This is a genomic window from Cupriavidus consociatus (assembly GCF_017814975.1).
Classification (GTDB): Bacteria; Pseudomonadota; Gammaproteobacteria; order Burkholderiales; family Burkholderiaceae; genus Cupriavidus; species Cupriavidus consociatus.
The window spans coordinates 52,495-70,880 of sequence record NZ_JAGIQA010000028.1 but is presented as its reverse complement, the minus strand read 5'-3'; the positions used below and the strand labels follow the sequence as shown (position 1 = coordinate 70,880).

The window sequence follows — 18,386 nt, the reverse complement described above, 5'->3', positions numbered from 1 at the left end:
ATGGCGCTGTGGTAACCGAGGTGTATTCTAGGAAGACGCTCAAAAGCTAATGCTGCGGAAACGCCGCATTGTTAACCGCTTTCTGAGCGCAATCGCGTCTGGTTCTTGCGCCCGAATGTTGCGTCCTCTTAACCCAGCGCCGGCAGTCAGCACAGTGCAAGATAAACCCTTCACATAGTTAGCGCCGATGGGTAACAGCCAAAGCCTTCAAGTCTTGTGGGAGGACGGCGAGCGCGTCTTCTGTCGAGGTCGGCGCCTGGGCAATGGCGGCAGTGACAATGTTCTGATTGTGCGGCCAGCCGCTGACTATCCGTCGTCCGCCAGTCTCGATCGCCTCGCTCACGAATTCGGACTGAAGGATGAGCTCGATAGCGCCCTGGGCGGTGCGCCCGCTGGAGCTTTTGCGCGAAGACGGCCGGCCCTTTCTGGTGCTCGAAGATCCGGGCGGCGAGCCGCTGGACTCGCAGCTCGGCGCGCCCATGGAGACGGGACATGTCTTGCGCGTCGCCGCCGGCGTCGCGGCTGCGTTGGGCCAACTTCATCAGCGCGGCCTCATCCATAAGGACCTCAAGCCCGCCCATATTTTCGTGAACTGCACCGACGGGCGGGTGCGGCTCACCGGCTTCGGCATCGCCTCGCGGCTGCCGCGCGAGCACCAGCCGCCCGAGCCGCCGGAAACCATTGCCGGCACGCTCGCCTACATGGCGCCCGAACAGACTGGGCGGATGAATCGCTCCATCGATTCGCGCACCGACCTGTATTCGCTCGGCGTCGTGCTCTACCAGATGCTCACTGGCGCGCTGCCCTTTTTGGCGGCTGACCCGATGGAATGGGTTCACTGCCATATCGCCCGAAAGCCGATGCCGCCCAGCGAGCGCTTGACGCTGGTACCGGCTCCACTCTCCCACATCGTCATGAAACTGCTCGCCAAGACGGCCGACGAGCGCTACCAGACCGCGGCTGGCGCTGAGCAGGATCTGCGACGCTGCCTCGCGGGCTGGGAGCGCGATCGCCAGATCGATGAGTTCCCGCTGGCTGACCGCGACATGCCCGACCGGCTGGTGATCCCCGAGAAGCTGTACGGCCGGGAGCGCGAGGTGGATACGTTGCTCACAGCTTTCGACCGAGTGGTCACAAGCGGCGCACCGGAACTTGTGCTGGTTTCGGGGTATTCCGGCATCGGGAAAACCTCTGTCGTAAATGAGTTGCATAAGATGCTGGTGCCGCCGCGAGGGCTCTTTGCATCCGGCAAGTTCGACCAGTACAAGCGCGACATTCCCTATTCGACCCTGGTGCAAGCTTTCCAGAGCCTGGTGCGGCCGCTGCTTGGCAAGCGGGACATCGAACTGGCGAGCTGGCGCGGCGCCTTGCTGGAGGCCTTGGAGCCGAATGCGCGGCTCATGACCGACCTCATCCCCGAACTGAAGCTCATCACGGGTGACCAGCCGCCGGTGCCGGAGCTTGAGCCGCAGCAGGCGCAAAGCCGGTTTCAGCTCGTGATTCGCCGATTCATTGGTGTTTTCGCCCGGCCGGAACATCCGCTGGCTCTCTTCCTCGATGACCTTCAATGGCTAGACGCGGCGACGCTCGACTTGCTGGAAGATCTGCTGACACGGTCGGACCTGCAGCACCTGATGGTGATCGGCGCCTATCGGGATAATGAAGTCGATGCCACGCATCCGTTGGTGCGCAAGCTGCAGGACATCAAGAACGCTGGCGGGAAGGTAGAGGAGATCGCGCTTGCACGGCTTGCCCGTGAACACGTCGTGCAGTTGACTGCGGATTCGGTTTGTTGCCAACCGACGCACGTCGCGCCGCTGGCGCAGCTGGTGTATGAGAAGACCGCCGGCAATCCGTTCTTCGTGATTCAGTTTCTCAACTCGCTCGCCGAAGAGGGCTTGTTCCACTTCGATCATGACGCGATGTGCTGGGCCTGGGATCTCGATCGCATTTACGCCAAGGGTTACACCGATAATGTCGTGGATCTGATGGTTGGCAAACTAAGCCGATTGCCAGTCGAAACACAACTGGCGTTGCAGCAGTTCGCTTGCCTGGGAAATATCGCCGAGATTAAGATATTGTCGACTGTTCTCGCGATTGGGGAGAAGCAGGTCCATACGGTGCTTTGGGAGGCCGTCCGTCAGGGACTGGTCGAGCGCCTGGAGGGCGCTTACAAGTTTATTCATGACCGCGTCCACGAAGCCGCCTACTCGCTGGTCCCGCATGCCATGCGCGCGGAGATTCATCTCCGGATCGGTCGGCTGCTCGTCGCGCGAACGCCCGCCGAGAAGCGGGAGGAGGCGATCTTCGAGATCGTCAATCAGCTCAACCGCAGCGCTGCGCTGATCACGCAGCAAGTGGAACGGGACCAACTCGCCGAGCTTAACCTGATTGCGGGAAAGCGTGCCAAGGGGTCCACCGCGTACGCCTCGGCGCTTAACTATCTCAATATCGGCGTGGCGCTATTGGCGGAGGATAGCTGGGACCGCCAGCACGAAATAGTCTTCGCGCTGGAGCTGAACCGCGCCGAATGCGAATTTCTGACCGGCCAGCTATCGGTCGCGGACGAGCGCTTGGCGGCATTGTCCAGGCATGCCACGACAACGGTCGAACAAGCAATTGTCGCGTGCTTGCACATGGATGTTTGCCTGGTTCTCGATCAGAGCAGCCGCGCCATTGTCGTCGGCCTCAGTTGCCTCCGGCATTTCGGTATCGAGTGGTCACCCCATCCGAAAGCCGAAGAAGTGCGACGCGAATACGAGCGCATTTGGTCAGCGCTTGGGGAGCGGGCAATCGAAGCTATTATCGATTTTCCGCTGATGGAGGACCCGGCGTCCCTGGCAACCGTCGACGTTCTGATGAAGCTTTGGACGCCGGCCCTGTATACCGATGAGAATCTGGCTTCCCTGACGATTTGCAAGGCGGTGAGTCTGAGCCTCGAGCGCGGCAACTGCGATGCTTCCTGTTTCGCCTATGTCATTCTCATCCGAATCGCCGGACCGCATTTCGGCGACTACAAGGCCGGATTCCGCTTCGGCCAACTAGGCTACGATCTCGTTGAACAGCGTGGTCTAAAGCGCCTCGAGGCGAGAACCCTGGTTTGCTTCGCGCTCTTTGTCGTGCCTTGGATGAAGCACGTGGGGGCTTGCCGGGATCCGCAGCGCCGCGCTTTCGAAGCGGCGAACCGGATCGGAGACCTCATGTACGGAGCCTTCGCGTGCACCAATCGCGTATCGGTCCAACTCTTCGCTGGTGAGCCGCTGTACGAGGCGCAAAGCGAAGCCGAACACGGCCTCGCGTTTACGGAGAAGGCCCGGTTCGGCCTTGCCATTGACATTATCACAGCCCAGCTTGAGCTGATCCGGACGCTCCGGGGGCTCACCCTCAAATTTGGTTGCCTTGACGACAGCCAGTTTGATGAACTGCGGATCGAGCGCCGTTTCACAGAAAATCCGGACTTGGCGCTCGCAGCGTGTTGGTACTGGACTCGGAAACTGCAGGCGCGCTATATCGCCGGCGACTATGCGACGGCAATTGACGCCGCAGCGAAGGCGCACGGGCTGCTCTGGAGCACAGCCTCGTTCTTCGAGGAAGCCGAATACCACTTCTACGGCGCGCTGTCCCACGCCGCCTGCTGCGACTCTGCGCCACCCCACGAGCGACAGCAGCATCTGGATGCCTTGGCTACGCATCACCGGCAACTGAAGATCTGGGCGGAGAATTGCCCGGAGAATTTCGAAAACCGCGCCGCGTTGGTGGGTGCGGAGATTGCCCGGATCGAAGGCCGCGAGCTTGATGCGATGCGCCTTTACGAACAAGCCATCCGCACGGCATGCGTAAACGGCTTTGTGCAGATCGAGGCGCTTGCCAACGAACTCGCCGCGCGATTCTACGCGGCGCGCGAATTCGAGGTCATCGCCGAGACTTATTTGCACAACGCTCGCTATTGCTACCTACGTTGGCGAGCCGACGGAAAGGTGCGGCAACTCGAGCAGATGTATTCACACCTTCGAACGGAAGAGTCTGCGCCCCGCTTAACCGGCACGATCGCAACGCCGGTCGAACATCTCGATCTCACAACCGTGATCAAGGTGTCGCAGACGGTCTCGGGTGACATCGTCCTGGAAAAGCTGATCGAGATGGTCATGCGTACGGCGATTGAACAGGCCGGCGCCGAACGAGGTTTGTTGATTCTTGCGGACGGCGGCGAACAACGGGTAGCGGCGGAAGCGACGACGGAGGGCGAGACTATCGTTGTGCATTTGGACGACGAGCCCGTGACTGCGGCGGTGCTGCCGGAGTCCATCCTCTATTACGTCCTGCGGACCCGGGAGAGCGTCATCCTCGACGATGCCGCGACCGATCCCTCGTTTGCTGCAGATTTTTATATTGGTAAGCATCATGCTCGTTCCATTCTCTGCTTGCCGTTGATGAATCAGGCGAAGCTCACTGGCGCGCTCTACCTCGAAAACAATCTTACTACCCGCGTGTTCACCCCCGCCCGTATTGCCGTACTGCGGCTGGTGGCCTCGCAGGCCGCAATCGCGCTGGAAAATGCCCATCTGTACCGGAAACTCGAGGAACGCGAAGCGAAGATCCGGCGCCTCGTCGACGCCAACATCATCGGGATCGTCGTCTGGAATGTCGAGGGTGACATTCTCGAGGCCAATGACGCATTTCTTCGCATGGTGGGATACGTGCGCGACGATCTGGGTGCAGGTTGCATACGCTGGAGGGATCTGACACCGCCGGAATGGCGCGAGGGCGACGAACGAGCGCTACGAGCGCTCTGGGAGACGGGGCGCGCGCAGCCCTTCGAGAAAGAGTTCGTCAAGAAGGACGGCAGCCGCGTGCCCGTCTTGGTCGGTGCGGCCACGTTCGAAGCAAGCCGGAAGGAGGGTGTCGCTTTCGTGCTCGATCTGACCGAGCGCAGGCAGGCGGAGGAAAACGTCCGTGAGAGCGAGCGACGCTATCGCGAGGTACAGACGGAATTGGCACACGCAAACCGCGTCGCAACCATGGGGCAGCTTACGGCCTCGATCGCTCACGAAGTCAAACAGCCGATCGCCGCGACGGTGACCAATGCGCAGGCTGCGCTGCTGTGGCTGAGCGCCCAGCCTCCTAACGTCGACGAGGTCGGGCAGGTGCTTGGCCGTATCATCAAGGATGCCAATCGGGCGGGAGACGTCATCGGCCGCATCCGTGAACTGGTCAAGAAGGCGCCTCCACGGAAGGAACCGTTGGACATCAACAAGGCCATCCGCGAAGTGATTGAGCTCACCCGTGGTGAAGCACGGAAGCACGGCACTTCGGTGCAGACGCATTTGGCGGACAGATTACCGCTCATTCAAGGAGATCGGGTTCAATTGCAACAAGTCCTCCTCAACTTGTTCATCAACGCGATGGAGGCTATGAGCGGAGTCAGCGACGGTGTGCGAGAATTGCTGATCAGTACGGAGAAAGACGACGCTGGATGCGTGCTCGTGGCCGTGAGCGATTCGGGGCCAGGCTTTGACCCGCACAACGCTGAGAGCATTTTTTCCCCCTTCCACACCACCAAGTCCACCGGCTTGGGGTTGGGGCTGTCAATCTGCCGTTCGATCATCGAGGCACACGAGGGCCGCTTGTGGGCGAGCGCGAACGTGCCCCGCGGTGCGATCTTTCAATTCACGCTGCCCGCCCCTTCAGCTGATTCAGCGTGATACGTGGCGCGAGGACCTTTCTTGTGGCTGCCACCCGACTCGCGTGCCAGTTCAGCAAGACCGCGCAGTGCGGAGCTGAACTGGATTGCATTCCACCCCGTCGATGTCCTCCGGCGGACAAGCCCCACACCTGGCCACACAACGTGGCAGCAGTTCTGTATCCGGCCTCATCGCGCGTCGCTCGTCGCTCGACGTGGATATCGTGCCGCCACCACGCATTGAAGTCATACGCGTCGAGAAGGCGTCATGCTCGCGCAAAGCGAATGCGCTCAGCGTTAACGCGGTTGCCCTGGAAATTGCAGAGCACCCTCGCGGGCTTCGCCATAGCGCTGGCCGTGAAGTCTGTTGCCAACGTTCGATTTTCCGAGCCCGAGTGGAAGACCATCTCCCCCGAGGAGACTCTTCAGATCACGCCGCTGCTGCAAATGGCGAGCGCAAGCCCGATATTGAGTGTTGCCACCGAAATCCAACCGACAAGCGGAATGACAAGTCCGTAGCGGTACATAGTGCTCTCCACTGGTTCGGGCCAGGCGCCGATGAATAACAGGTTAGGCGCGGCGGCCATGCAGCAGTAGATTCGTACCCGACCTCTCGGCGTTTCCTCATTCGCACCAATGCACCCATGCCGCAGCATGGACGGCAGGCCTCAATGTACCGGGCTCAAGCAGCCAACTGCAGTGTCGAAGCCGGCGCATCCATGCGGAAATCGCTCAGGCATTGAAGATCGAGCGCGCGGATATGCTGGGTCATAAAGTCGATAAAGACGCGAATGCGAGTCGGCAAGTGCTGCCGGCTTAGGTAGCAGATGTAATGTCCGCGATCGTCAGGAGCATATCTTGCAAGCGCTACGACAAGATTATTGGCGGCGATATGGTCGCAAATCTGGTACCCGGCGAGCTGCGCAATGCCCCGGCCTTGCAGCACTGCCTTCAGCACAAGATCGGAATCGTTGAACGTCAGCCGAGACCGCGGCAGGTATTTCCGCATGTGACCGTCGATCTTGAACTCCCATTCGAACACCCGGCCGCTTGCAAAGCGGAAGTTGATGCATTCATGCTGGCCCAGTTCCTCCAGCGTACACGGGAGGCCGTACGCGGCCACATAGGAGGGCGCGGCGCAGAGCGCCATTTGCATGGGAATCAGTTGCTTCGCAATGATGCTGGAGTCCTCGATCCGCCCGTTGCGGAAGGCGACGTCGATCTGGTCGGAGGCGAAATCGGTCGGGCGGTCGTCGAGCAAGAGTTCGATCGCGATGTCGGGATAAGCCTTCATGAACTGTTCCAGCAGTGGCGCAACGACCTTCCGGCCAAAGCCGACCGTCGCGCTGATGCGCACCAGCCCACGTGGCGGGCCCTGACGAAGCTCCAGCATGTCGTTGATGGCTTCCACGATGTGCGCTACGCCTTGATGGCAGTTGTCGAGGAAACGCTGGCCTTCTCGTGTCAGTTGCGTCGTGCGCGTTGTGCGAAGAAACAACCGGGTACTCAACTGCGTTTCGAGCTTCCGGACGTTGCGGCTCACCGCCGAGCGGCCGATGCCGAGCCGCTCGCCAGCCTTGACGAAGCTGCCCTCGCTCGCCACTGCCATAAACGCCATGATTCCCGCGTAGCTCGCGGCAAAGCTCGTGGACAGGGCGTCAGCGCGCATTGGTCGGTTAGGGCGAAAACCGCGTTCGGCCGACACTTCCGATGTGCCTGTTACGTCCGGTTGATCCATGTTTGCTGTCCCAAGGTTATTTTCGAAGCTTCCTTCAACACTATGCCGATATACATAGGTATTACGCATACCTCGCTATGCATGACTGAATTCCAGCGGCTCGACTGCTAGGCTGGATGCATATACCAACGCAGGATTTGCAGCCATGGGCTCCATCGCCAACGAACACGCTGTCGCCACCGCGTCTGGCGACGAACTGAAGAAGTATCCAACGCTGGCGGCGGGCGAGATCGAAACAATCGCCCGTTACGGCAGCGAAAGGACGTGGCGCGCCGGCGAATACGTAGTGCGCACCGGCGACCCGGCCAACGGCATGATCCTGGTGTTGGAAGGGCGCATCCGTATCGTGCAGCGCGATGGTGTTGGCGACAGTGCGGTTGTCGTCCAGCATGGTCCGGGGAATTTCCTGGCCGAAATCGGGCAACTTGCCGGCACGCCCGAGCTCATCGACGGCCTCGCCATGGAGGATGTCCGGGCGATTGTGGTGCGCCCGGCATGCCTGCGGGCGTTGATGGTTGCGGAAGCCGCGCTGGGCGAACTTATCATGCAGGCCATGATGCTGCGCCGTGCCGCACTGATCCAGCGCGGGCTCGGCCCGACGCTGATCGGCCAGAACGGGGAGCCTGCGATGCTTGAGCTCCAGGCACTTCTGCGCCGCAAGCACTATCCCTATTCGGTTCTCGACCTGAACGGTGAGGCGGATGCGGCGAGCGTGCTTCAGAAGTTTGATGCTTGCCAAGCGGATTTGCCTCTGGTCATCTGTCCCAACGGAACGATCCTGCGGCGTCCAGATACCATGCAGATTCTGTCCTGCCTTGGATTGCTTCCCGAACTGGACGGCACCCGGATCTATGACGTCGCCATCATCGGGGCGGGCCCGGCCGGCCTGGCCGCCGCAGTCTATGCCGCATCGGAAGGACTGGGTGTGATCGTGCTAGATGCGCTGGCGCCCGGCGGGCAGGCTGCCGCCAGTACCCGCATAGAGAATTACCTTGGATTCCCCGCGGGCATATCCGGCCAGGCGTTGACGGCAAACGCCTATGCGCAAGTGCAGAAGTTCGGCGCGCATATCGTCAGTCCCATCGAAGTGGCACAGCTTGAGTGCGGTCCGCTGCATCGGCTGAGGACCAAAGCAGGTGACACGATACAGTCGCGCACGGTAATTATCGCGAGCGGCGCTGCGTACCGTCGCCCGCCTATTCCGAATCTGATGTCGTTCGAGGGCCGGGGCATCTACTATTGGGCTTCCCCGGTGGAGGGCAAGCTGTGCGCGAAGCAAGAGGTGGTGCTGGTCGGCGGCGGGAACTCCGCGGGCCAGGCAGCGGTATTCCTTGGAACCCATGCCGCGCATGTGCATATCGTGATTCGCGGACTGGGTCTCGAGCAAAGCATGTCCCGCTACCTGATCGACCGGATTGCCGCGCAGCCCAACATTACGGTGCATGCGCAGACAGACGTGGTGGACCTGACCGGCGACGGCAGGCTTAGCGGTGCTGTCTTGCTCCGCCGCGATACCGGCCAGAAGGAGATGATGTGGGTTCAGCATGTCTTTCTGTTTACCGGCGCCGAGCCGAATACCTCTTGGTTAGGTAGCTGTGAGGTTGGTGTCGATGAAAAGGGCTTCGTGCAGACAGGCAGACATGCCGGCGTGCCAACCAGCTCGCTGCAGACGTGCGTGCCCGGCCTTTTTGCCATCGGTGATGTCAGGTCAGGATCGACCAAACGCGTGGCCACCGCGGTGGGCGAGGGGGCCGCGGTCGTGGCACAGATCCACGCCTACCTGGCTGCCACGCTGGCCGCTGCCTGAGGCCGCGTTCAGCCTGGCGATGACCCGCAACGCCAGGCCGCCTCATACCCCGATGGCGACTGCACAGATCTTAATCAGGCCCCTGCTGTGCCGTAAATGACAGCGTGCCCAGATTTTCTGCCAAACCGCCAGCGGCCCTGCCACACGGGGTGGGCTTTATCGGGGATTGGTGCGAAAGTGGAAACGCCGTTGCTACATCCAGGTGTCTTGACCCTTCATGTGGCGATTATCTAGACTCACGTCAACCGCGTCCCGACGCAGTGACGCCAGACCCGGAGAAGTGGAAGGTTCATGCGGGCCTGCCCCCCGGTGATCATTCCAAACCATCACGCCATGCCGATGCAATCCGATGGCGGTTTCGATTCGATGATGCGAGAAGACATGTCTGGGGGAAACCTACGCAGCCGGATGATGGCACAACGCTCCTGGCGCCAATCTTGCTTCGCATACCCGGCGTACAGCACACGAAATGCCTGGGGGAAGTCCTGCAGATCTTTTCGCGGCATCCGGCCGCGAGCACGATTGCCCTGTTGGCGGAGGATGAGCCGATTGGTGTCAGCTGCAAGCAGCTGATCGCGGATGTCGTATGGTTGCCGTGCTATCGCCTGTGGATCCATCGGGAGAACTGCATGCAGTTCATTTCCCATTCGCCGCACTGTCTGTGCATCGAAGCAAGCGCCACCGAGCTGGCGATGGCACTGGCGCGTGACCCGCACGTGGACACGGTGAATCCGTTCGTTGTGACACGGAATGGTGCATACCTTGGACTGGTGGACCGGCTTGCCATGCTGAGGGTCATCGCCGCTGCGGGGGCGACGGGCATGACAGCGGCCGGCGCCTCTCCTGTTCAAGATCGTTCAGATCGCATACCATCGCTGAATTTCAACGACTCCAGTCATGGCCCTGATTCCACCGCCGCTCATACCACGGGCCATTGAACAGATGCCGCGTAACGTTGTTTTCGTGGCCTATCCGGATGTGAGCCTGCTTGATCTCGCCGGTCCCAAGACTGTGTTCTGGGCTGCCTCCAATCACGCGCGTGAGCGGGGCATGGCGGGTTATCGCTGCCATACCGCCAGCATGTCGGGCGGCGTCGTCGCGGCGGCGGAAGGCACCTCGATGCAGACTGTGGCATTGGCATCGTTCGACAGGAGACTGGTCGACACAATCGTGGTGCCGGGGTCCCCGAACATGCTTCAGGTTTCGAAGGACTCCAGGCTGCTGATTGCGTGGTTGACCACCGCATCGAGCGAAGTCCGGCGCATGGCATCGGTATGCAGTGGGGCCTTCCTGTTGGCATACGCGGGCATACTCGATGGCAAGCGCGCCACCACGCATTGGGCAATGCTCGACAGGTTCCGCGAACTGTTTCCGACGGTGGAACTGGACCCGGAGGCGATTTTCGTCCAGCAGCAACATCTCTGGACCTCCGCCGGCGTTGCCACCGGCATCGACCTGGCGCTGGCCATGGTCGAGGAAGACTATGGCCACGAGGTGGCGCTGAATACAGCGAAGGAGCTTGCGGTCTACATGAAACGGCCGGGTGCGCAACCCCAGCTCAGCGAGCTGCTGATTTCGCAAAGCCGGCAGGTGCCGGTCTTCGATACGCTGCATCTGTGGATCGTCCAGAACCTGTCCCGGGAGGAACTCTCCGTCGAGCAGCTAGCTGGCCGCGTCGGCATGAGCCCGCGGAATTTTGCGCGGGTCTACAAGCAGAAGACAGGGCGCACTCCGGCGAAAAGCGTCGAGCATTTCCGGTTGGAAGCGGCGCGGCGCCTGCTGCAGGACCAGCACCGGGCGGTCGACCAGATCGCGCGCGAGTGTGGCTTTGGTAACGAAGAGCGCATGCGTGCGGCCTTTCAAAGGCACTTCGGGCATTCTCCCAGCGATTACCGAGTGAAAGCGAATCGCTGACTTCCCGGCTACGCCCGCACAACGTACCTTCAAACTCACTGGCATTGGGGCAGGCGGCAGCGAGGTGTCCGTATCCGGATTGGTGCCAAACGGGAAACATCGTGTCGTCCTGGTCGATCTGGCGGGGCGTCACTGCTTTACCTAGCATGGGTGTGGATACGTTCCACCCCATCGAGGAGAAGCAGCATGAAGATCGTCGACGTCGCGCACGCGGTGGCGGATAGCGCCGTTGCCGCGTCGGTCAATGGCATCGTCGAGATCGCCGGGCCTGAGCGTTTCAAGATGAGCGACCTCATGAAACATTACCTGGAGGCCATCGGCGACCCGCGCATCGCCACGACCGATCCGGCCGCGCGCTACTTCGGTGCCGAGCTCCAGGAAGGCACGTTCGTTCCGAAAGGCGGGACGCGCCTCGGGCGCATCACCTTCGACGCCCTGCTCGATCGATACCGAGGCCAGGGATTCACCGCGCTGTACAGCGGTCACGGTATCGGGAGGAGAGTGCGCGCACGGGCGCGCCTCCGGTGTCGCGAAATCGGACGATGGCAATCTCGTGCTCGACCTGCGGTTGCCTCGTGCGCTTGGCTGGCCGGGCAGCGGCACCAATCCCGAGCAGCTGTTTGCGGCAGCCTACGCCGCCTGCTTCCACGGCGCATTGAGTCTTATCGCGCAGCGCGCGCAAATCGACATCGAGGATGCCGAGGTAGCGGTCAAAGTGTCCTTCGGCCGTGACCCCGTCGATGGCAGCTACGCCCTGAGCACCGACGTCCGCATCCGCGCTACGGGCGTGGAGCGGCATGTCGCGGAGAAACTCATCCGCCATACCGAGCGCCTTTGCCCTTATGCAAAGAGACCCGCGACGGCATACACAGCGTTGTGACCGTTTCATACTAAATGTGCGATGGCCAGGGTTGGGATTGGTGCCGCGATTGGCGCCGAATCGACAACAGCTTACGCACCGCCGCGGCACTACCGGGTCCCTGTGCCGAAGCCTATGCTGCATTTGCTGCAGCATGGTGCTGTACCATCAGCGGCACCGCGTCATGGCATTGCCGTGGTGCCGCAGCTCATGGCCGTTCACTGACTGAGCTCGGCGTGCCGCCGGTGGATGTCATGCGTGACGAACGGGTTTTCGTGCGTCGGCATGGCAAGCCATTCGGGATGCTGCAGCGTCCCGCGGATGTCTTCCAGTCCGCTGGCCCAGTGCTCCATCATGGTCAGCGGCCCGAACTGAAAGTCCTTGGCGCTGCCTTCAAAGGATTTGTCGCGGTAGACCAGCTGGATGACATTGCGGCGGGCGTCGCAGGCATCGGCCGCGGCACGCTGGAAGGCCTCGCTATGCCGGCGTGCGGGCGGTACCAGTGCCAGCACATCGCTGAGCAGGCGCCGGAAGTTCTGCTGTTCGCTCATATAGTCGGTGATGAAGCGCGTCCGGCTTGAATACTGGACATCCTTCTGGCGCGCTGCCACCGCCATCAGATCCTCGGGCACCTGTCCGCGTGCGCTCCACAGGTCGACCTGGAAGATCAGCGCGTTGCGCCTTGGTCTTGCCTTCAGGATGGCGGAAAGCGGCGTGTTGGAAACCAGGCCGCCATCCCAATAGAATTCACCGTCGATCTCCACCGCGGGAAAGCCCGGCGGCAATGCGCCCGACGCCATGAAGTGTTCGGCGCGCAGCCTGGTCTGCGTATTGTCGAAGTACACGAAATTGCCCGTGCGCACGTTCACGGCCCCTACCGACACGCGCATCTCGGCATGGTGGTTGATCCGGTCGAAATCGGCAAAGCGCTCGAGCGTGGCCTTCAGCGGTCGCGTGTCGTAGTAACTGGCGCCGTGCGCGCCCGCTGACTGCGCGAACGGCGCAGGCCAGAGGCGAGGGGAGAAGAACCCGCGCTGTCCCTCCACCAGCGCGCGAGCGGCCTCGATGCCATCGAACCAGATACGCAGCGGGTCCGGCCAATGCTGCGCGGTATCCGCGATCGTGTCGTACGGGACCAGGCTGGGAAGCCAGGGTTGCCGGCAGATATGCTCCCAGAATTCGCGCAGTTTCGTGACGCGATGCGCCGGAGCGTTGCCGGCGAGAATTGCCGCGTTCAGCGCACCAATGGAGATGCCCGCGATCCAGTTCGGCTCGATGCCGGCCTCGGCAAGGCCCTGGTAGACGCCTCCCTGGTAGGAGCCGAGGGCGCCGCCGCCCTGCAGGACCAGTGCCCGTACGGCGTAGCCGCGATCCACTTCGGCCTTGATCCTCGCGGCGCCTGAACTGCCCTGCAAGTCTTGTCTTTCGTAAAACATGGTGTTCTCCTGATGCGCGTGCCGCCCCGGGGGGCAATCACCGGAGTGGACATCCCGCGCTTATTGCATGTACCAGCCGTGGCTCACCACGAACGACTGTCCGGTCAACGCGGCCGAAGGATAGGTACACAGGAACAGGGCGGTCTGCGCGACGTCGTCCACGGTGGTGAAGACGCCATCGACGGTGCCGCCCAGCATCACGCGCCGTACGACTTCCTCTTCGCCGATGCCGAGCTCACGCGCCTGTTCCGGAATCTGCTTGTCGACCAGCGGCGTGCGGACAAAGCCAGGGCAGATGACATGTGAGCGGACATTGCGCGCGCCACCTTCCTTGGCCACCACGCGCGCCAGGCCCAGCAATCCGTGTTTGGCGGTCACGTAAGCACATTTGAGCGGCGAGGCCTCATGGGAGTGGACCGAACCCATGTAGATGACGGTGCCGCCGTGGTTGTCGCGGTACATATGCCTGAGCGCGGCGCGCGTGGTCAGGAAGGCGCCGTCAAGGTGAATCTCCTGCATGCGCTTCCAGTCCGCGAAGCTGTATTCGTGCACCGGATTGACGATCTGGATGCCGGCATTGGACACCAGGATGTCGACGCCGCCGAACCGGTCCGCCACGGCCTGCGTCGCACGATCAACGGCGGCCTCGTCGGTGACATCCATGGCAACGCCCATGGCATGGCCGCCACGGGCCTCAATCGCTTCGGCGACCCTGCGGCTGGCGTCCTCATTCAGGTCAGCGACGGCCACTGCCGCACCTTCGCTGGCCAGCAGTTCTGCGATAGCCTTGCCGATGCCGCTGGCGGCGCCGGTCACGATAGCCGATTTGCCTTGAAGCTTCATGTTCATTCTCCGGGAGTGGTGAGATGGTGTACCAGGTTGCTGCGCGATGCCTGTCACGACTGCAGGTAGTCGTGGACGACCTCGCCAAGCCCCAGCGTCAGGTCGGCGATGTAGTGCCTGGCGCCAATGACTTCGAGTACCGGCAGCGATGCAACTGGTGCCAGTGCGTGTGGGAAGAGGGACAGCGCTGCCGGGCCGGTCCATGCGCCCTTGACATCAACGTCCTTGAGGAAATAGCAGACCAGCTCGCAGACACGGGCCGTACCATCGACATGCGGCAGGATCTTGAGCAGAAAGTTTGGCGTATTGGCGAGGGCGTCTCGAACCACGCTTTTGTCGATTGCCTGGTGCTTGTAGCCCATCGTGCCTGTCGCCACCCGGACCGGGCCATAGTCGAGCGTACCCAGCAGCGTATCGGTCTCGACGGCGAGCCGCGGGCTGGCCAGCTTCTTCGGGAATCCCCACAACTCGCGCCCGGCGGCCAGCGGCGGATGGTCATCGAGGAACATTGCGTGGGTGTAGGTGCCGCGCCGCCCCTGGTACATGACCGGGATCACCTGGCCGGATTCGGTGTAGTCGCCAAAGCCGGTCGAGTCGGGCATGCGGATGAACTCGTAGTGCACCACCGGCTCGGCGATTTCCAGCGGCTCTGGCACGACTGCACGCAGCAGGTCCGGGTCAGTGCGGTACGAGATGAGAAAGAACTCCCGATGAAGAAAGCGATACGGCCCCATCGGGTAGGCCGGGCTGACTAGCGGCGTGGCAAACGCTCGCTCCCGGATGGTCTTGACGTCCATGGTGCTTGAGCCTCCTGAGGCGATACCGTGCCGTGTTTCCACTGTCCCCATGACAGCAGTGCAGCTCGGTCCGTCTTATTCTGGAAGGTCAGGCGGGGTGAATCCATTAAACGTGGGTATTGATGGATGCCCCTGACGGATCAGGCCGTCATGCCAAGTATCGGGTTACTCATGCCTGGGTAGTACTGCATGGCCATGAGGGATGCTGTCGTATGCCGGTCGAGCAGGTATGGCATCGTGTTCGGTGAAGGCTTCCGGCGATATCCGTCAGCGTTTCGCCGGCTCGGGTCAACGCGTGATTGTCTCCTGGAGGGTGTAGAGCGCTCGCCGTACCTGCTCGACGTCCTTTCGCGGCACATACGGCCCCCAGATTCCGGTGCGACACCTCGTCGGGGCGCGGTCAAGGCGGGCGTCGCCGCCCATCAGCTATCCCTGGCTCTTGGGCACAGTGAACTGAAATTCAGCGCCACGAGGTCCGTTCGTATTCAGCCGTAGCGTTCCTCCGTGGGCCTGCACTATCGAGCGGCAAATGGACAATCCCATGCCCATTCCGCCGGCCTTGGTTGTGCAGAACGGGTCAAAGATGCGCTCGGCATTCTCCGGCGCGACACCCGGCCCTGAATCGCACACCGTGACAACGACACCTCCAGATTCATCCTGGCCGGTGCTGATCGTCAGTTCTCGCGGTTCATCGTCAGTGGCGCACATCGCTTCAATGGCGTTGAGGATCAGGTTCAGCATTGCCTGCTGGAGTTGTATTCGGTCTCCTTGTACCAGCGGCAAACCTTCTGAAAGCGCCATCCGCACAGCAATATTGTTTTTGATCGCCTCAGCGCGCGTCAGGGCGATGACCTCTTCAATCGCGTCGTTGATCTGCACCCGTTCCTTGTCCATTGGGGTGTTTCTGACGAGACCGCGTATGCGGTTCATCATCTCGCCGGCGCGCTTTGCGTCTTTGGTGATCCGCTCCAGCGCTTGTCCGACTTCGTCCAGATTCGGTGGCTGTGCGCACAACCAGCGTAGACCCGCCTCGGCATTGGCGGCGCAAGCGCTCATCGGCTGTTTCAGCTCATGGCTGATCGATGCCGTGAGCTGCCCCATGGTTGTGATGCGGTTGGCATGCGCCAGCGCAGCCTCGATCTCGCGGTAGCGGCACTCGCTTTCTCGCGCTTCTACCTCGGCGCGCTTACGTTCGGTCAGATCGAGCACGAAGGCGACGCCTTGGTTCGCGCTCTCGTCGAAGCTTGCCACCCCGATCAGCACTGGCGCGCGGCTGCCGTCCTTGCGGAAATACTCCTTTTCGAACGGCTGCAGGCGGCCAGTGCGCTTGAGCTCCGGTAGCCATTGCTGGAGATCGCGATCGAGCCAATCCGGCGGGGTCAGGTCGGTCCAGCTGAGGCGGCCGGAAGCGAGATCCTCGCGTTCGTAACCGACGATGCGCAGAAACGCGTCATTGGCATCGATAATCCGGCTGCCGAATTCCCAGATGAAGATCCCGATAATGTCGGCGTCGACCAGCCGCTGGATTTTTGCTTCGCGCTCTTCGAGCTGCCTGTTCAGTGCTGTCAACGCACCCAGGTCAGCCTGCAACACGTCGCGACACAGTAGCAGAAGTCTGAGAAACAACTCGCTATAGTCGTTTCTTCTTTTGTCGAGCACGCAGATCGTCCCGAATATCTCGCCATCGGGCCAGGTGATGGGAACACCCAGGTACGAGATCATCCCCAGCTTGATATCGGGGTTCGATTTCCACGCTTCGTCCTGAAGCGCGTCAGGCACAAGCAGGGGTTGGCGCGTCTTCATCACGGTTTCGCAATAAAGCCCCGTGTCTAAAGCCGCAGTTTCAGCCGCCTCGTAAGGATTCCCTTCGGATTCGCTCGACACGAAGACTTCAATATTTGGGGGCCCGATTTGCATGATCAGGGCGGAAGGAACGTGCATGATCTCTGCGAGAAGGTCGACAATCTCTTGCCACTTCTTGACGGTTTCCGGAGGAACGCGGATTGAATGCGGCATGGTTGATATTGCCCTGTGAAGGATTGACTTGATCTTATCCTGTTCTCGTCGACATCCGAGTGCTCGCCCGAGCCGATGGCGAGTGCCTGGTTTGGCTTAAATAGTAGACCCTGTCCAGGCCGATCACGACGTGACCTTCGGTTCCCATTCCACGTGGCAGGATGGTCTCTCGTCGCCGCCTTGGCCCCCGTTATCTCCGCAAGAATCGCCCCATTGGCTCCGATTGGTGTCGACACGGCAACAGAGTGGGTATCTTGGAGGCACTACTGGAGCCACGGGTCAAAGGCTACGATTCTCTCCAAGCGGTGCCTGCAGCAATCCAGCGCAGGTCCGGCGAGCATCCCCGCCAACTCAGCAGGAGAGATCATGGCGCAACGTCTCAACTATTTTGAGCAGTCCCCGGAACTGTTGAAGAAGCTCGTGGAGCTCAACAGCCTGTTCCCGAAAACGACGATCGAGGAACCCGTTCGCGAGCTCGTCGAGATTCGCGCGTCACAGATCAACGGCTGTGCGTTCTGCGTCGACATGCATATCAAGATGGCGAAAATCCACGGCGAGCGCGAGCTGAGGCTGCATCATGTGGCGATCTGGCGCGAATCGACACTGTTCTCGCCGCGCGAGCGCGCTGCGCTGGCATGGACCGAGGCGTTGACCCAGCTATCTGCCGAAGGCGTGCCCGACGGAGTCTACGAGCGCGTGCGCACCCAATATTCCGAGAAGGAGCTATCCGACCTCACTTTGCTGGTGGGCACCATCAACACATGGAACCGATTGAATGTCGCGTTCCGCATGGTCCCGGGTTCCTTTGACAAGACGTTCGGGCTGGAAAAGGCCAATCTGGAGTGATGCCATGAAACGTAGGATGGCCATGGCGGCAAGCCTGATGCTGCTGATGTCGGCGCAGCTGGCCAACGCAGCGCCACCGGACGTGGTGGTCAAACCGTTGACCACGAAGGCCTTGCCCGATTATCCCGGCAAGGAAGTGGAAATGATCACGGTGGAGTACCCGCCCGGCGGCTACGACCCTGTCCATCGTCATGATGCGCACGCGTTCGTCTATGTGCTCGAGGGCAGCATTGTCATGGGCGTGAAGGGCGGCAAGGAAGTCACGCTCAAGGCGGGCGAAACCTTCTATGAAGGCCCGGACGATCTCCACACCGTCGGGCGCAATGCCAGCAATAGCAAGCCGGCGAAGTTCGTCGTGTTCCTGATCAAGAAGCAGGGGGCGCCGGTCTTCACCCCGGTAATGTAGGGCTAGGTGTTCTCCCGGGCTGGTGGAATGCCACGGCCCGATCC

Annotated in this window: 10 protein-coding genes and 2 pseudogenes; 7 read left to right on the top strand and 5 right to left on the bottom strand. The window is 61.4% G+C overall.

Translation table 11 applies throughout. From position 1 onward, the window contains the following. The first annotated feature begins 187 nt into the window (after positions 1 to 187). Positions 188 to 5,702: pseudogene (locus tag J8I82_RS29600) on the top strand (trifunctional serine/threonine-protein kinase/ATP-binding protein/sensor histidine kinase). Positions 5,703 to 6,362: 660 nt separating this feature from the next. Here the strand turns inward: J8I82_RS29600 and J8I82_RS29595 are convergent. Next, positions 6,363 to 7,349, bottom strand: coding sequence for a LysR family transcriptional regulator (locus tag J8I82_RS29595; protein WP_245180263.1), 987 nt, complete (start codon positions 7,347 to 7,349; stop codon positions 6,363 to 6,365). Between the two features lie 214 nt (positions 7,350 to 7,563). On the opposite strand from J8I82_RS29595, the gene J8I82_RS29590 reads away from it, so the two are divergent. The 4 genes and pseudogenes from J8I82_RS29590 to J8I82_RS29575 all read left to right on the top strand — a co-directional run bounded on the left by J8I82_RS29590 (position 7,564) and on the right by J8I82_RS29575 (position 12,033). Further along, positions 7,564 to 9,225 (top strand): FAD-dependent oxidoreductase, encoded by a 1,662-nt coding sequence (locus J8I82_RS29590; RefSeq protein ID WP_209762968.1) that lies wholly within the window; start codon positions 7,564 to 7,566, stop codon positions 9,223 to 9,225. Positions 9,226 to 9,662: 437 nt separating this feature from the next. Next, entirely contained in the window at positions 9,663 to 10,163 is a 501-nt protein-coding gene (locus tag J8I82_RS29585; RefSeq protein WP_209762965.1) for a CBS domain-containing protein, read from the top strand. Continuing rightward, a complete protein-coding gene (locus J8I82_RS29580; RefSeq protein ID WP_209762963.1) occupies positions 10,123 to 11,139 on the top strand; it encodes a GlxA family transcriptional regulator in 1,017 nt (338 codons plus the stop codon). The genes J8I82_RS29585 and J8I82_RS29580 overlap by 41 nt, the downstream gene beginning before the upstream one ends. 420 nt (positions 11,140 to 11,559) lie before the next feature. Further along, positions 11,560 to 12,033, top strand: a pseudogene (locus tag J8I82_RS29575) (Ohr family peroxiredoxin). A 183-nt stretch (positions 12,034 to 12,216) separates the two neighbouring features. On the opposite strand, the gene J8I82_RS29570 reads toward J8I82_RS29575, so the two are convergent. From J8I82_RS29570 to J8I82_RS29555, 4 genes are all read right to left on the bottom strand, one after another. Beyond that, entirely contained in the window at positions 12,217 to 13,434 is a 1,218-nt protein-coding gene (locus J8I82_RS29570) for a DUF3734 domain-containing protein (protein WP_209762961.1), read from the bottom strand. 60 nt (positions 13,435 to 13,494) lie between these two features. Next, positions 13,495 to 14,283 (bottom strand): 3-hydroxybutyrate dehydrogenase, encoded by a 789-nt coding sequence (locus J8I82_RS29565; protein ID WP_209762959.1) that lies wholly within the window; start codon positions 14,281 to 14,283, stop codon positions 13,495 to 13,497. A gap of 47 nt (positions 14,284 to 14,330) precedes the next feature. Then, on the bottom strand, positions 14,331 to 15,074 hold the full coding sequence (locus J8I82_RS29560; protein WP_209762958.1) for an acetoacetate decarboxylase: 744 nt from the start codon (positions 15,072 to 15,074) through the stop codon (positions 14,331 to 14,333). A gap of 426 nt (positions 15,075 to 15,500) precedes the next feature. After that, the gene (locus J8I82_RS29555) at positions 15,501 to 17,090 is read right to left on the bottom strand and encodes a GAF domain-containing sensor histidine kinase (protein WP_245180254.1); all 1,590 of its coding nucleotides are present in this window, start codon (positions 17,088 to 17,090) and stop codon (positions 15,501 to 15,503) included. Between the two features lie 366 nt (positions 17,091 to 17,456). Between J8I82_RS29555 and J8I82_RS29550 the strand changes: the two genes are divergently transcribed. Both J8I82_RS29550 and J8I82_RS29545 read left to right on the top strand, forming a co-directional pair. Further along, on the top strand, positions 17,457 to 17,936 hold the full coding sequence (locus J8I82_RS29550) for a carboxymuconolactone decarboxylase family protein (RefSeq protein ID WP_209762956.1): 480 nt from the start codon (positions 17,457 to 17,459) through the stop codon (positions 17,934 to 17,936). Between the two features lie 4 nt (positions 17,937 to 17,940). Then, positions 17,941 to 18,342, top strand: coding sequence for a cupin domain-containing protein (locus J8I82_RS29545; protein ID WP_209762954.1), 402 nt, complete (start codon positions 17,941 to 17,943; stop codon positions 18,340 to 18,342). Positions 18,343 to 18,386: the final 44 nt, after the last annotated feature.

What these genes read in the sequence shown, in the direction of transcription:
- J8I82_RS29595 (WP_245180263.1), bottom strand. Translation starts at nt 7,349, where the DNA reads ATGCGCGCTGACGCCCTGTCCACGAGCTTTGCCGCGAGCTACGCGGGA.
- J8I82_RS29590 (WP_209762968.1), top strand. Translation starts at nt 7,564, where the DNA reads ATGGGCTCCATCGCCAACGAACACGCTGTCGCCACCGCGTCTGGCGAC.
- J8I82_RS29580 (WP_209762963.1), top strand. Translation starts at nt 10,123, where the DNA reads ATGGCCCTGATTCCACCGCCGCTCATACCACGGGCCATTGAACAGATG.
- J8I82_RS29570 (WP_209762961.1), bottom strand. Translation starts at nt 13,434, where the DNA reads ATGTTTTACGAAAGACAAGACTTGCAGGGCAGTTCAGGCGCCGCGAGG.
- J8I82_RS29565 (WP_209762959.1), bottom strand. Translation starts at nt 14,283, where the DNA reads ATGAACATGAAGCTTCAAGGCAAATCGGCTATCGTGACCGGCGCCGCC.
- J8I82_RS29560 (WP_209762958.1), bottom strand. Translation starts at nt 15,074, where the DNA reads ATGGACGTCAAGACCATCCGGGAGCGAGCGTTTGCCACGCCGCTAGTC.
- J8I82_RS29555 (WP_245180254.1), bottom strand. Translation starts at nt 17,090, where the DNA reads ATGCCGCATTCAATCCGCGTTCCTCCGGAAACCGTCAAGAAGTGGCAA.
- J8I82_RS29550 (WP_209762956.1), top strand. Translation starts at nt 17,457, where the DNA reads ATGGCGCAACGTCTCAACTATTTTGAGCAGTCCCCGGAACTGTTGAAG.
- J8I82_RS29545 (WP_209762954.1), top strand. Translation starts at nt 17,941, where the DNA reads ATGAAACGTAGGATGGCCATGGCGGCAAGCCTGATGCTGCTGATGTCG.